Genomic DNA, 15673 nt, shown 5'->3' on the forward strand with positions numbered 1-15673 from the left:
TGATTCCACCTTAATAAAAAAGCCATCTTACTTATTATGTAAGATGGCCTAATTTTAATTTATTAGCAACAATTATGCTTCTTGAGCAACCGCTGCTTTTTTAGCTTCTTTGATTAAAGATGCAACACGCTCTGAAGGCTGTGCTCCAACTCCAATCCAATAATCGAGACGGTCTTGAGCTAATTGTAAACGTTTCTCTCCACCCTTAGCGATTGGATTGAAAAAGCCAAGACGCTCAATATATTTACCTGTCACAGAGTTTCTTTGATCCGCAACAACAATTTGGTAGAAAGGACGCTTCTTAGAGCCTCCACGAGCTAGACGAATTGTAACCATAAAAATTTATATCCTATCTTTAACTAATATCCAAAACTTTTTTATATGATATAGAGACACGTTATTCAATATAAAATCGTAAACAACAAACTATACTCTAATTTAAATAAAATTAAAAGTACTCACCAAAATTAATTCCACGCGGGAACTTCGTATGTAACAGGAGAAACATCAGCTTCTTCATACGTTACCAACTCATAGGCTGAAGGATCTTTCATTAGCTCTCTGATGAGCATATTATTCATCATATGCCCTGCTTTATACCCAACAAACTCCCCGATAATCGGATGCCCTAATACATACAGATCACCCACTGCATCTAATACTTTATGACGCACAAACTCATCTTCATAACGAAGACCATCGCTATTTAAAATACGGTAATCATCAACGACAATGGCATTATCCATACTACCGCCCAAAGCAAGATTTAACTCGCGCATAACTTCAAGGTCTTTCATAAAGCCAAAGGTTCGCGCTCTTGCAATCTCTCTTACATAATACTGAGAAGAAAACTCACAACGATGATGAGGATTGGTTTTATCTAATACAGCATGGTCAAATTTAATAGTGAAATCCAATCGAAAACCATTGTAAGGCAGCAATTTTGCTATTTTATCTTCATGCTTATAAGTCACCGGCTTTTTCACCTTTATAAACTTCTTAGCAGCATTTTGCTCTTGAATACCCGCCGATTGTATTAAGTAGATAAATGGCGCAGAACTACCATCCATAATTGGAATTTCTGGCGCACTCACTTCGACAATAACATTATCAATTCCAAGCCCACAAAGTGCAGACATCAAGTGCTCAATTGTAGAGATAGTTACTTCTGGCGCTTCAGGAGAGGCAATCATTGTAGCAAGCTGTGTGCTTACCACGGACTCTGCTTGAATTTTAATATCCGGCGAAGGGACATCCGTACGTCGAAAGATGATTCCCTGATCAATTCCGGCAGGTCTCAAGGTTAGATAAACCTTTTTCCCTGAATGTAAGCCAACTCCTGTTGTTTGAACGAGGCTTTTTATTGTTCTTTGCTTAAGCATAAAATTACTCACTTCAAATTTTAAGAGTTTTTTCTTAAAAATGCAGGTATGTCTAAATAGCCTGTCGATGAACTACTTGTCGCTGATGACTTCACATTATCACGCGACACGGCCTCTGAAGCTGGGCGAGAAACGCGACCTAGAAGTTGATCTGCGACACTGCGCTGCTCAGTTGGGGACTGATACTCTCCTAAGCCGGTGGCAACTAATGTCACTTTAATATCATCACCCATTTCATCATCAATAACCGTACCAAATACAATTGTTGTATCTTCATTAGTATAGTCACTAATGATTGCACCGATGTCATTTAAATCACCCAGATTCAATTTCGATCCACCCGCAACGTTCACAAGCAAACCTTTTGCACCAGTCAAGTTCACTTCCTCTAAAAGAGGCGATGAAATTGCTTGTTGAATTGCTTCACGAGCAGCATTATCCCCGGATGCTAAACCAACACCCATCATTGCCAAACCTTGTTGCTTCATAACCGTTTTTACATCATTGAAATCAAGGTTAATCATCCCTGGTTTAGTAATACTATCCGTAATCCCTTGAACAGCATTAAAAAGTACATTGTTAGCTGCACTAAATGCGTCATAAAGACTTACACCTTTACCTAAAACGCTCATTAATCGGTCATTTGGAATCGTTATTAATGAGTCTACTTGTTGTGCTAATTGTTTTAAGCCTTGAGCGGCAGCCTGATCACGTTTACGACCTTCCATTGAGAAAGGACGCGATACCACTGCAACCGTTAAAATGCCTAATTCCCGCGCAATCTCAGCAACAATTGGCGCCGCACCAGTACCAGTTCCACCGCCCATTCCAGCTGCAATAAAGACCATATCAGCACCATTCAATTCAGTACGGATAGCATCTTTTGTCTCTTCAGCTGCTTGACGACCAATTTCAGGATTTGCCCCAGCTCCAAGACCACGCGTCAATTGCTCTCCTAGTTGAATTCGGACATCTGCTTTCGCTTCACCTAAATCTTGCGAATCTGTATTCGCAACAATAAAGGTTACACCTGTAAGACCAGAATTCACCATATGCGTGATAGCATTACCACCCGCGCCACCGACACCTATCACCTTAATGATAGGACCATGTTCGTTATGATCTTGCTGCAGTTCAAATATGGACATTGTCAATCCTCAATTTATATTTATATTCTTCAAGTACTAGAAGTTCTTACGAAACATTCCAGCTATTTTGTTATATATGTTACTAAAAATATTACCGCTTGGCACTGTTTTTTGCACGTCTTTCTGCCAAATATTTTCATATTTATGAGCCGCCAGTAAACCGACGACCGCCGCATGAGAAGCTGTTAATGGCTCTGTATAATTAGTATAGACATTAATAGGCACGCCAATGCGACAAGGTTTTTCCATAATTTCTTGTGCTAAATCAACACAACCAGGCATTAGGCTTGCTCCTCCGGTCAGAACAACTCCAGCATCATGAATTTGATACGCATCTGCATTCATAATTTTTTGCCGGACTATTTCAAAAATTTCTCGATAGCGAGCTTCTATAATCGAACAAAGATCACGCCGAGACATTGTACGATTCTCACTTTGATTGGTAATCACCGGCAATGTAATGACGTCATTAAATGATGAATAGGTTAAACAGCTTCCATATTCAAGCTTAATATTTTCAGCGACTTGAGTTGAAAATCGTTTAATTTTAGCGATATCAGAAGTCACATCATCGCCGCCAATGGGAATCGATTCATGAAAAATAACAGCACCATTTTTATAAGTGACAACATCCGTAACACCTGCACCAATATCAATAAGCGTTACACCATGTTGCATCTCATCTTCCGTCAACACACTGATCGCCGAAGATATTCCTTCATAGATAATGTTATCAATCGCTACCCCGTTGGCGGTGACACAATTGCTAATATTAGCAATCTCATTCGTTGCAGCAGTTACGAGATGGGCATTTAATGTAAATTTAACGCCCGATAAACCCACGACATTTTCTACGGGCGGACCATTATCTACAATATATTTTTGTGGAAGTACATGAATGACACTCTCGCCTTCATCAAGCTTTATTTTGCCAGCTTCACTCAAAAGTTTGCTATGATCTTCTTCTGAAAATCGCTCATTACTATTCGAAACAACCCCAATATTACTCCGACTTCGAATATGCGCTCCAGTAATTGATACAGACACAGACAACACGCTCACCGATTGCGTCTCTTCAAACTCTTTAATAATATCGCCAACAATATTTGTTATAGGTGCAATATTGGTGATAATCCCCCGCTTAATACCTCTTGATGGTCGAGAAACAATGCGCATTATCTCAATTCTGCCATCATCTCGAATTTTAGCCATCATACCGACAACTTTATGCGTGCCGATATCAATGCATACACCAACTGATTGTACTGAAGTCTCTGTCATATTTTGAGCCCCGTTAATTATTACTCATATTCTTTATGTTATAAATTCTCTCGCCATTTGACAGAGAATCCATTTTTATACCGTAAATCAATTTGCTGTATCGCTTTTAAGACCTCTTTGTCAGGAAACTGTTTCAAGAATCGCGATAAACGATCTTGTAACTCTTCTGAGCCGATTACAAGCCATAAGTCATTGTCTAACAGTATAGCCCAGGAACCATTTTGATCCAATACTAGCTTTTGTAGCTTAAATCCAGCCTTTTCAAGCTGAAGTGACACATCTGTATAAGTCTCAAGAACCGTTAACGCTTTATCATCTGGTCCTTCAAGTGATACCCATTCTTCATCAGGGATGAATGATGGTTCAAAGATAGTTCCCTCCGCATCAATCATCCTTGTAAGATTCCAAATAGCGACCGGTCGCTCTTCAGCTATATGAACCTCAAGCTCATGCAACCATTGCCGTTTAAGAGAGACAGATTTAATCCAACGCTCTTCTAAAATTTGATCTTGATAATGTTGCATATCAAGGCCAATTAAATTTTGTCCAATAGCAGCTTTTACTAACTCATTGATTCTTGATGAAGGGAGATACTCGATATCACCATAGACTGACACTGTTTCAATTTTAAAAAACGTATTATTTTTTTTGAGATATTGCCAACCAAAATAAGGACCGATCAAAATCCCACCTAATAATGACAATAAAAACACAAAACGAATTACGCGCAAAATACCTCGCCCAAGTTTCCCCCAATCAAATGGCTTTTTTTGAACGACGCCATACTGATTTCGACCTTTATTTCGTAAAGATCGATATGTATTTTCAGATGATATTTGCATTTTATTCAAGCGACATTAAATCCGTATTATTTATAAAAATCAATAATTAAATTGAAAATTACTTCACTAAAGAATCTTCCAATATTTTCCAACATAATTCTTGAAAATCAATCCCTGACACTTTTGCTGCCATTGGCACTAAAGAATGGTTAGTCATTCCTGGAACGGTATTAATCTCTAATAACCAAGGATTATTATCATTATCCACGACAAAATCAACACGTCCCCAACCACTTGCACCTAAAGCCGCAAATGCTTTTTCACATAGATCACGAAAACGATACTCATCCGCTTCGTCAATTCCTGACGGGCAGTAATAACGTGTATCATCACGCAAATACTTTGCTTCATAATCATAAAACGCAAGATCTGTTTCCATGCGAATTAACGGTAACGCTTTGCCACCAAGAATCGCACATGTAAATTCCCCTTTACCTACAATCCAATTTTCAGCAAATACGGGGGTATTAAATCCGCCAGCAGCCTCCCAAGCACTTACGAAGTCTTCAGCTTTATCAACACGGCTGACACCAATACTTGATCCCTCTTCAGATGGCTTAACAGCCACGGGATAGACCAATTGATTTTTTAGGCACTCCGCCTCTTCTCTACTTTGAATAATGTAGGATTCAAGCACCGGCAAATTTAACGCTTTCCAAATCTGCTTGGTCTTAAGCTTATCCATCCCGACACTCGATGCTAAAACGCCACTGCCGGTGTAAGGAATATTAAGATACTCTAACGCGCCTTGTAGTACACCATCTTCACCACCACGGCCATGTAAAACAATAAATACTCGATCAAAACTTTCATCTATCAGGTGGCTTAAAAGCGCGACTTCTCGAGAATCAACACCGTGAGCATCTACACCTTTTGCCTGCAAAGCCTCTAAAACAGCTTCTCCCGACCAAAGTGACACTTCACGCTCCGATGAATTTCCGCCATAGACAACCGCAACTTTTCCAAATTTTTCCGGATTGATACCAACACTATTTGTCATATTAAAGCGCTCCACCTTTATAGAAGTTTGCAGCGATACCACCAATATTACCAGCACCCATCATCACAATTAAATCACCATTTTCTGCCATTTCAGCATATTTGGTACGAATTTGATCGATTCCTCCCACAAAAATAATATTATTACCACCGGCACTGGCAATATCCGCCGCTAATTGTTCACCACTAATACCTGGAATCTCTGGCTCTCGTACAGAATAGATATCTGTTAGTAATACATGATCAATTTGTGATAAGACATCGATAAACTCTTGGTATAACTCTGCTGTTCGCGAATAGCGATGTGGCTGAAAAGCTACAACAATACGACGATTAGGATATGCTGTTGTAAGGGCATCATATACGGCCCTAATCTCAGTTGGATGGTGACCGTAATCTTCCATCACTTCAACAACTCCCCCGGATTTAAGGCTTACAGATGGATGAAATTGAAAACGCCGACCAATTCCTTTAAAACGACGAAGTGCTCGGCGAATCGCTGGATGAGGCACACCTAGATCATTTGCAATTGCAATGGCAGCTAAGCTATTGAGAACACTATGCTTTCCCGGTAAGGCGACTGTAAACTCACTAATACCATTAGGCATTTTTACCTCAAAACAGGTCTTCATCCCTTTGGATTCATAACGAAGCAACTGATAATCAGCACCCTCTTTCTCCCCATAGGTCAAAATTGGGCGATGAATACGAGGGATTAAATTCGCCACTTCTTCATTATCAACACAGAGTACAGCTAAACCGTAAAATGGTAATAAATGCAGAAAATCAACAAACGTTTTCCTTAGATTCTCAATATCTCCACCATAAGTACTCATATGATCTTGATCGATATTAGTAATAATGGCCGACATCGGATGCAGATTTAAAAAGGATGCATCCGATTCATCAGCTTCTGCTACAAGATACTGCCCTAGCCCTAAACGCGCATTTACATTCGAGCTATTTAAACGACCGCCGATCACATAAGTAGGATCAAGTCCCGCTTCATCTAAAATCGATGCTAACAGACTTGTTGTTGTTGTTTTTCCATGAGTTCCGGCAACGGCAATCCCGTAACGAAAACGCATCAGTTCCCCGAGCATTTGCGCTCGCTGAATAATTGGAATACGTGCTTCTTTTGCACTAATTACCTCAGGATTATCCGGTTTAACCGCTGTTGAAGTAACAACCACATCAGCACCTAAAACGTGTTCTTTTTGATGACCAATCCAAACTAATGCACCTAGATCAATCAAGTGTTCAACTACTGATGATGAAGCGATATCCGAACCGGTTACCTCATAACCTAAATTCAGTAAAACTTCAGCGATTCCGCACATCCCAGATCCACCGATTCCAACAAAATGAATTCTCTCTATGCGGCGCATATCGGAAGGACAAATATAACTTTTTTGATTCATGATTCTATGACCTTTTCAATTTCCGACACAATCTGATTCGTTGCCTCGGGCTTTGCTAAAATTTCTGTTTTACTCGCCATTTCCATAGCTTTCTCTCGCGTAAAATCTCGCAATAAATCAGCTAAAACAGGCTGTGATATCTCTGACTCAGAGAATAGAAAAGCAGCACCAATATCGGCAACTGCTTGTGCATTTTTTGTTTGATGATCATCAACAGCTTTCGCAAAAGGAATAAAACAACTCGCCACATTAACAGCAAGTATTTCCGATACCGTTAGCGCTCCTGCTCGGCAAATCACTAAATCTGCCCAACTATAAGCTGTTACCATATCATCAATAAAAGGCGATAAATGATAACGATCTGTATTGAATGATACATCATCACAATGTTGGTCAAAAAACGATTGTCCTGTTTGATGCCATACTTCAAACGAACGAGCCAACTCAGTTTGTGAAAATGCCAACATTAATTCATTTAAAATTCGCGCACCTTGCGAACCACCGACAATTAACAGTCGAAGTGGCTGATCCCCTCTTGAAAGATAACGTTCTTTAAAATCCGGAATCGCCAACAACTCTTGTCGAATAGGATTACCAACAACCTCAGAATGAGGAAGCAAAGTATTAAATGCTGCCAAATTTTTCCGACTCATTCGTGCCAGCACTCGATTAACGAGGCCAGGCACAGCATTTTGCTCATGAATCACTATGGGAATCTTGAGTAATTTAGCAGCAATTCCTCCAGGACCGGCAGCAAATCCACCAAACCCTACAACACAAACAGGATTAATCTCTCTTAAAAAACGTTTAGCTTCTTGTACAGCGCGACCCAACTTAAAAGGGAGCATTAACCAACCTTTAATGCCATTCCCTCTCAACCCCTTAATCGCCAGGGAATGAAGAGGATAGCCATGTTGTGGAACGAGTTTTGTTTCTAATCCATTTGCACCAAGCCAATAGATTGAATATCCTTTCTCTTCTAGCGCTTTGGCAACGGCAAGTCCTGGAAAGATATGTCCACCGGTTCCACCGGCCATAATGACAATGTTTCGCCAATTTTTACTCATTTTCTTGCTACCTTAATATTCGATTGAGCTAACTCTTTTTCAGCATCTGCCTGTCTCTCTTTCTGGTATTGCTGTATTCGCATTGATTTTACATAGTGATCGACATTAAAGAGAACACCAACGCCAATCAACATTGTCACAATACTGGAGCCACCATAACTTATTAGCGGTAACGTCAACCCTTTTGTAGGCAATAAACCGGAAGTAACGCCCATGTGAATCAAGGCTTGCGTACCGACCCACAGCCCCATACCATAAGCAATATATGCAGCAAAACTTTTATTTATTTCTTCCGCTTTAGCTCCTAGATCAAAAGCGCGCCAGAAGAACATCATATAGAGAAAGACTAAAAAGACTACCCCGAAAAAGCCAAATTCTTCTGCATAAATTGAAAAAATAAAATCCGTATGCGCTTCTGGTAGATAACCGAGCTTTGACATGCTCTCACCAATCCCGACGCCAGCTAATTTTCCTCGACCAATTGCGATCCATGAATTTGCTAACTGATAACCTTGATTGTAGACATCTTCCCAGGGGTTTAAGAATCCTGATAGACGCGCGCGCCGATATGGCGAGGTAAAAAGAATAATCACCATAAGCACAATGGTAGGAACCAACACGAGCGCAAATCGCCAAAGGCTAACGCCAGCAATAAAGAGCAGACCTAATCCCACAACAAAGATAATTGCTGTCGATCCGAAATCTGGTTCTAGAAGCAGCAAAACACCTAAAAAACCCATAACAACAAGAGGGATAAAGAGCGCTGAAATTCGTTCAGCAATACTTTTTTTATGGCGATGGAGGTAGGAAGCAACATAAAAAAGCGCCGCAAATTTTGCTAACTCTGCAGGCTGAAAGTTAAAAAAGGCAATCGGAATCCACCGCAAAGAACCATTTACTTCTCGCCCTATCCCCGGTATTAGCACTAATATCAAAGCAATAATGGTGAAAATCATCAATACAGGCGTTAATCGGTACCACGTTTCCAGGCTAATCTTAAAAGCGACCCATCCAAGAAAGCCACCGACAAGAATGTACGAAGCTTGGCGAATACCGTAATGATACGGTGAAAGCCCATAATATTCTGCGATATACCCCGATGAGGTTGTCACCATTAAAAAACCGAGCAATAAAAAAAACGAGGTCGTTACAACGAGCCAAGGATCTAGTCTTATTTTTGTTGGTAGAGGAGAATTTTTCAAAAGCACACCTGAATTTTGTCAATACGGCAAAAATTGTAACACAATCTCCGTACATATCATTATGAATTATGAACCTTTATTACCGAGATTAGAGCTCATTTACTAAGGACTCAAAAACCTCTCCTCGATGTTCAAATCCTTTAAACTGATCAAAACTTGCACAAGCTGGCGAAAATAGGACAATATCCCCTGATTGCGTCTTTTCGTGCAGTGTATTAAGCGCATTCTCTAAAGTTTTACATTCAAAAATCGGCATCTCTTTAGGGATATGTGCCAAGATTGTTGAATAATCGACACCAATTAAGGCAACACCGGCAACATTGTTTTTGAGCAATGTTGGCAAGACAGAGAAATCCTGCCCTTTTGTGACACCTCCTAAGATCAGCCATTTACGCTCCGGAAAACCTAAAATCGCAGCTTCAGTAGATGAAATATTTGTGGCTTTTGAATCATTAAAATAATCAACACCTTCTATTGTTCTTACGCGGACACAACGGTGCGCTAAAGGTCTATAACGTATAATTCCTGCTTCAATATCCGCCAAATCCAATCCGAAAGTTTCTGCAATAGCAGTAGCAGCAACAATGTTCAAAATATTATGCTGTCCTCCGAGAATACTGCCCGTATAACTAACCGATTCTCCGGTACGGCTTTGTATCGTTTTCGCTTCGAGATTTGCCCAATAATCACTTTGAGGTTGTTGCATTAAAGAGAATCGACTACATTCTGAATAACCTTTAAACAGAGGATCTCGTAGAGCATTTTCAATTTCCGGTACATTTGTGGGAACAATCACCGTTTCCGATTGAGCAAAAAGGCGGAATTTTGACTCAATATAGTGTTGATAATCTCGATAACGATCTAGATGGTCCGGTGATAAATTGAGTAAAACACCAACATCAGCTTTTAGTGAATAGGTTGTTTCTAGTTGGAAACTTGAAAGTTCCAACACAAAAAGTGCCTCTCGTTCATCGGTTTTCGGTCGCTCGGAATAATTAATCCATAAGTCTAACGCTGGCGTACCTAAATTTCCACCGACATAGAGGTCGTAAGGAGATTCTTTAAATATCTCACCAACTAATGTTGTTACAGTACTCTTTCCGTTAGTACCAGTAATGGCAATAATATTTTCACGAACTAAACGCGCAAAAAGTTCAATATCGCCACCAACATGATCTTTCGGTAAGCGTGCAATACATGATTGTAATTCTGGCGTCGCGATTGCAACACCGGGACTCACCCAGAGATAATCGCAATTATCTAATAGATAGGTATTAAATCGCCCTGTCTCAATTTCATCACACAATGACAATATTTCATCATGATTCGGTGGTGTTTTCCGCGAGTCCATTGCCCAAATTTCACCAACGCCAATTTTGGACAATGCTTTCACGATTGAAAGACCGGTAATTCCAAATCCAATAACGAGGTGTTTTGAGTCTTGAGCAAACATAAAATAACCTTTAAATAGAGCAAAAAATAGCAGTACAAAAACATTTATTACATGAATAAAGTTCTCATTATCATACGCTGAAAGCCTGAGAAGAAAAAGAAACCCCGTCAAAAAACGGGGTTATACTCAATATTCTATCGATAAATCACTTACCAACAATAAAATTTATTCTTCAATCTCTTCACGCCGTAAGTCATGCCCCTGCTTACGCTCAGATGTTAATGCTTTATCTTTCTGTTTCACTAATTGACGCTCAATTTTTCCGGCGAGCTCATCGATCGACTGATACATATCTTCTGTTGTTGCATTAACATGGATATCTTTACCTTTCGCGATCATTAAAGTCGCTTCAGCTGTTTGTTGCTTATCTTTAATAGTTAAAACAACGTGAGCGGAGGTAATATGCTCACTATAACGATCTAAAAATGCAAACTTCTCATCAACGCGTGCATGAAGTCCATCAGTTAACTCTAAACCTTGACCTGTTAAATTAACATTCATATTAGTCTCCTTCATCGATTATTAATTATGAATTTATTCAAAAAAGACTGCGAGAGAACTCTCAAGCCATTCATGATTTCATCAGACTATTCAAGAATCTTTCTACTTCCACCCTATCACCTTTTGAGGGAAAGAGGTACTTTTTACGTACAAAAAACATACTTAAATCAAACTTCCTTTCAATTTATAAAAAAGCTCTGATTACACCCATTATGACTGGCATTTTGGACAAAAATAGGTTGCCCGATTAGTAAGAACTATACGCTCTATCTCCGTTTCACATACAACACATTTCTGTCCTTTTTGTCCATAAACCATAAGATCTTGTGCAAAATATCCTGGTGAACCATCGGGTGTTGAGAAATCTTTTAAGGTTGTTCCTCCTTGCAAAATGGCACGTTGCAACACTTCTTTAATAGCCTCAACAAGCCGACTGAGCTCTTTTTTATTCACATTGTTCGCGGGTCTCTCTGGATGAATACCCGCCATAAAAAGGGATTCATTAGCATAAATATTACCAACACCCACTACAAACGCCTGATCCATTAATAAGGTTTTAATCGGTCGCGTTCGCCCCTGTAATTTTGGAAATAGGTACTCCACATTAAAATCATCACTTAGAGGCTCCGGCGCAAGCTTCTCTAAAAATGGGATTTTCTGATCCTTTCCATAAAGTAAAATAAACCCAAAACGGCGTGGATCATTATAAACAAGGACTTTATCACCTGCTATTTGCAGAAGAAAATGGTCATGTTTTTTAAGATCAAACTCATCCTCAACCACTCGAATAGCACCCGACATTCCTAAGTGGATCAATAATTTATACTTAGGCGTATGTAAAATCAGATATTTTGCGCGCCGCTCAACAGATTCGATAGTTTCACCAAATAGTTTTTCCACTTCTTTCGTCACAGGATAACGAAGCTTGTCATTACGAATCTCAATTCCACGCACTTTTTTGCCGATAACATGGGGAGATATTCCAGCACGGACAGTTTCAACTTCTGGTAATTCTGGCATGTTTTATCTTCCTTGTTTCATGTTAAGATGTCTTTTTTTGTTTCGTAAGGATTTATTCTAATATGCGGTCGATTGTTTCTATTTCAAGAATAAGCACTCTCTTCGCTTATTTTGCTCTCTTTTTCTTTACGATTTTCTGTATTGTGACGAACAAAATCTATCCCGATCAACCACGAATTTTTTTAATTATTGGTCTTTTAATGCCCCTTGTATTTCCCGCTCGCGGATTACTAAGAGCTCGACGATACACTCATGCATGGACAAGCTTTTTATCACTTTTCTATCTGATTGCTGCGACCGATATCTGGGTTTCTGGTCATCATTCCATTAGTAGCATCTACTTTTTGTTAACGATTCTGCTTTTTGTCAGTTGCATTCTTTATGCTCGTTATTCTCCATTACCTTTTAGAGAGTAACTTACGAACGTAAAAAAATTTTCCGATCCACAAAAAATGCAGAACTTTAAAAAGCGCTGCATTTTTTTAAAACGGAATTTTTTCTATTAACGCAGTCGAGAATGTCGTTTTAACCAAAAACAATGCTCCCCATACGCGATCAACAACAGTAGACCAAAAAATATTACCCAAGAAAAATCGCCGAGTTTACTATATCCAGTTTGCCCTGATAATGGCGTAATATCAGCGACTAACACTCCTTGCTGAAACTGTGGCAAAATCGCTTTTACAGCACCATTTTTAGCAATAAACGCTGTAATCCCATTGTTCGTAGCACGAGCCATCTCTCGTTGCAATTCAATTGCACGAGCCCGCGCAATCTGAAAATGCTGCCACGGGCCAATTGAATCCCCAAACCACGCATCATTGCTCACATTTACTAGAAAATTTGCATTTTTACCTTGATAACGTAATTCATCACCAAATACCGCTTCATAACAAATTGAAGGACCTACGTAGATATCTGACTCAAATGATCCTGTATTCACTTTTAAAGGTGCTTGTCTATCTGCTCCTTGTACTAGATCAGAATAAGGGATTTCGATAATACCATTAAAGATGTTGAGTAAACTCCGAAATGGCAAATATTCTCCGAAAGGTACTAAATGCACTTTATCGTAACGTTGATCCCCCTTTTGTCCCTCTTGACTATAAGTCACAATAGAATTACGAATCGACCGCCCATCACTTGAAAATATACCCGTCATTATTATTGTTTCTTCTTTTTGAGCAATATTTTTTGCATAATTTGCAATATCTAACTCTCGCTCGTAAAGATCGGGAATCGCGGTCTCTGGCCAAATCACCAACTCAACATTTTGCGTAACTTCATCTGTCAAATGAGTATAGGTATCGACAATATATTGGTATTGAGTTGCACTAAATTTAAGTTCTTGCGGAATATTTCCCTGCACCAACGCTACTGGAAATGATGAGTGCGTTGTGTGGATTCTATCTGCAATCCAGTGAGCAGAAATCCCAACTGCTCCCCCTACAAGTATTAATAAAGAAAAACTAGGAACTAGGCGCCGTAAAAAGAATTTTCCGGTAGTATTTCCCTTTTGGATAAAAAGAATTTTCCACATCATAAAAAGAAGCCCTGCAAACCAATAAACCCAAAAACTTGTCATCAACGCTCCCATTTGAGGAAAAAGCCAAGATGCAATAGGCAAGTCTGTTAGAGAATACCCCAGTGCAAGCCAAGGAAAACCGGAAAGAAGTTCTCCTCGGAGATACTCTAAAAGTACAGCGGTTATAGGGAAAAAAACTCCATATTTGAGAGGATTTCGCCATTGGATTTTAGTTGCTAGATAGAGTAAAACAGCATAATAAAGCGATAAATAAAATGCTAACAGAAGCGCCAATAAAGCACCCAACAGAAGCGGCGCTCCTCCAAATTCAATAAGACTGATGCGAACCCACCAAACACCCCAAGAAAACATTCCAAAACCAAATAAAAGCCCTAAAAGGGCCGCTCTTCTAGCTGTTTGCTGATAGGCAAGCACTAATAGAAAAGCTAATGAAAAAGGCGCTAGAAACGCCAAATTAAACGGTGCAAAACTCAATGGCATTGTAGCGCCAAGCAAAAGCGCGAGAAGAAGTTGTAATAAGCGTGATTGAATCATTAGTAATGAATTCCTAAATCCTGATAGATAGCATGAATCATATTAATATATTTCCCTGCCGGCAATCTATCTCCGTAAAAAAGATTCATATTTTCAGAAGGTTGTATTAATGGCGTGTTTTTTCGATTCGTTAAATAAACGATTGTGAGCTCATTTTTTGGATCATGAGTTGCAAGACATCCTGTCCAACCGGTATGTCCAAAGCTCGCTTGCCCAGCAAAGTCTCCAAACATATAGCGCATATCTTCCCCATTTAAACGCCAACCGAGCCCAAATGTTTTATCTGTAAAAGGAGGCGTTCGAAAATATTGCCCAACCTCTCGACTAAAAAATTCATTATCGACATACATTAATCGAAATAATCCCAATAAAGTTTTGGCATTACTAAAAAGTCCCGAATGTCCTGAAATACCATCCATACAATGAAACGCTTTTTCATCTTGAACTAGGCCCTGAACCATTTCTTGGCGCATATTAGGAAAATTAATAATACCATCTCGACTATTTCCTTTGCGCTCTGTTGCTGCAATATCGTTCTTAGAAAATCCATGAGTTAAAGGTGTGTAGGTAATATGCGTTAATCCAAGCGGCTTCCAAAAAACATTTGAAAGCTGAGATGCGAGACTTTCATCTTTGTATCTCTCTAAAATAAAGGTTAAGAGCATAAAATCCACATCTGAATAGAGCCCTTTCTGTCCTGATGGATAAATCTTAGGTGCTTGTAATAATTTCTCTAAAAAAGAAGCTCTATTTTGACAATAAAGTAATTCACTATAATGAGGATCATAAAAAAGCGGATTAGACTCAAATCCTGCATGATGAGCGAGTAACTCCTTAATGGTTATTTTCCATACATCATTTAAAATATTCGCTCTCAACTTCGAAGAGAAAGACGTTTGAAAAAATTCCCCGACAGTACGCTCTAGAAGATGAGGGTCAGTCATAACGTAATGTTGAAAAAGATAGGTTACTGCAAAAATTTTAGTTAATGAGGCAATATCGAATAATGTTTCTGCTGTAACATCCGCCCCCCTCCTCACCTTTAACGCAAACTCCATTTCTAACGTCTCTGTACATTTCCCCTCTCTTATATGATTGTTTTTTTCAATATCTACGTCCGTTAAAACGACCGAACCAAAGTTTCGCTCATAAATTACGGCATTATTTTGCTCCACTATCAGCTGACCACCGGGAAATCCTTGCCTCAAAGAACAATTTATAAGACTTTCAACATGCTCAAAGGGTGCCATCAAAATACCTTTTTTAAAAAAATTTCG

Annotated in this window: 15 protein-coding genes; 1 reads left to right on the top strand and 14 read right to left on the bottom strand. The window is 39.3% G+C overall.

Annotated features, from left to right (window positions below; all coding sequences use genetic code 11):
- Positions 1-72 precede the first annotated feature (72 nt).
- The 12 genes from rpsP to mutM all read right to left on the bottom strand — a co-directional run bounded on the left by rpsP (position 73) and on the right by mutM (position 12316).
- On the bottom strand, positions 73-336 hold the full coding sequence (gene rpsP, locus ACPF7B_RS05670; RefSeq protein WP_490504870.1) for a 30S ribosomal protein S16: 264 nt from the start codon (positions 334-336) through the stop codon (positions 73-75).
- A 131-nt stretch (positions 337-467) separates the two neighbouring features.
- Positions 468-1382: a UDP-3-O-acyl-N-acetylglucosamine deacetylase gene (gene lpxC, locus ACPF7B_RS05675; RefSeq protein WP_490504871.1), complete on the bottom strand. Its 915-nt coding sequence runs from the start codon at positions 1380-1382 to the stop codon at positions 468-470.
- A 20-nt stretch (positions 1383-1402) separates the two neighbouring features.
- Entirely contained in the window at positions 1403-2530 is a 1128-nt protein-coding gene (gene ftsZ, locus ACPF7B_RS05680) for a cell division protein FtsZ (protein WP_490504872.1), read from the bottom strand.
- 36 nt (positions 2531-2566) lie between these two features.
- Positions 2567-3811 (bottom strand): cell division protein FtsA, encoded by a 1245-nt coding sequence (ftsA, locus tag ACPF7B_RS05685; RefSeq protein WP_490504873.1) that lies wholly within the window; start codon positions 3809-3811, stop codon positions 2567-2569.
- A 38-nt stretch (positions 3812-3849) separates the two neighbouring features.
- Positions 3850-4653: a cell division protein FtsQ/DivIB gene (locus tag ACPF7B_RS05690; RefSeq protein WP_490504874.1), complete on the bottom strand. Its 804-nt coding sequence runs from the start codon at positions 4651-4653 to the stop codon at positions 3850-3852.
- A 58-nt stretch (positions 4654-4711) separates the two neighbouring features.
- Positions 4712-5653, bottom strand: a complete 942-nt coding sequence (locus tag ACPF7B_RS05695) for a D-alanine--D-alanine ligase (RefSeq protein ID WP_490504875.1) — start codon at positions 5651-5653, stop codon at positions 4712-4714.
- A 1-nt stretch (position 5654) separates the two neighbouring features.
- A complete protein-coding gene (gene murC / locus ACPF7B_RS05700; RefSeq protein WP_490504876.1) occupies positions 5655-7073 on the bottom strand; it encodes a UDP-N-acetylmuramate--L-alanine ligase in 1419 nt (472 codons plus the stop codon).
- Positions 7070-8140, bottom strand: coding sequence for an undecaprenyldiphospho-muramoylpentapeptide beta-N-acetylglucosaminyltransferase (murG, locus tag ACPF7B_RS05705; RefSeq protein WP_490504877.1), 1071 nt, complete (start codon positions 8138-8140; stop codon positions 7070-7072). The genes murC and murG overlap by 4 nt, the downstream gene beginning before the upstream one ends.
- The gene (gene ftsW / locus ACPF7B_RS05710) at positions 8137-9348 is read right to left on the bottom strand and encodes a putative lipid II flippase FtsW (RefSeq protein WP_490504878.1); all 1212 of its coding nucleotides are present in this window, start codon (positions 9346-9348) and stop codon (positions 8137-8139) included. Before ftsW ends, murG begins: the two co-directional genes overlap by 4 nt.
- 82 nt (positions 9349-9430) lie before the next feature.
- Complete coding sequence (murD, locus tag ACPF7B_RS05715) at positions 9431-10795, bottom strand: UDP-N-acetylmuramoyl-L-alanine--D-glutamate ligase (protein ID WP_490504879.1); 1365 nt, start codon at positions 10793-10795, stop codon at positions 9431-9433.
- Positions 10796-10960: 165 nt separating this feature from the next.
- Entirely contained in the window at positions 10961-11296 is a 336-nt protein-coding gene (gene hpf, locus ACPF7B_RS05720; protein ID WP_490504880.1) for a ribosome hibernation-promoting factor, HPF/YfiA family, read from the bottom strand.
- Between the two features lie 210 nt (positions 11297-11506).
- Complete coding sequence (gene mutM, locus ACPF7B_RS05725; RefSeq protein ID WP_490504881.1) at positions 11507-12316, bottom strand: bifunctional DNA-formamidopyrimidine glycosylase/DNA-(apurinic or apyrimidinic site) lyase; 810 nt, start codon at positions 12314-12316, stop codon at positions 11507-11509.
- 62 nt (positions 12317-12378) lie between these two features.
- Here mutM and ACPF7B_RS05730 point away from each other — a divergent pair, with 62 nt between their 5' ends.
- A complete protein-coding gene (locus ACPF7B_RS05730; RefSeq protein WP_490504882.1) occupies positions 12379-12732 on the top strand; it encodes a DUF2069 domain-containing protein in 354 nt (117 codons plus the stop codon).
- An 86-nt stretch (positions 12733-12818) separates the two neighbouring features.
- On the opposite strand, the gene lnt is transcribed toward ACPF7B_RS05730, so the two are convergent.
- Both lnt and ACPF7B_RS05740 read right to left on the bottom strand, forming a co-directional pair.
- Complete coding sequence (lnt, locus tag ACPF7B_RS05735; protein WP_490504883.1) at positions 12819-14396, bottom strand: apolipoprotein N-acyltransferase; 1578 nt, start codon at positions 14394-14396, stop codon at positions 12819-12821.
- Entirely contained in the window at positions 14396-15646 is a 1251-nt protein-coding gene (locus ACPF7B_RS05740; protein ID WP_490504884.1) for a serine hydrolase, read from the bottom strand. The genes lnt and ACPF7B_RS05740 overlap by 1 nt, the downstream gene beginning before the upstream one ends.
- Positions 15647-15673 lie beyond the last annotated feature (27 nt).

This window comes from Ignatzschineria sp. 22MB058224 (genome assembly GCF_058188435.1).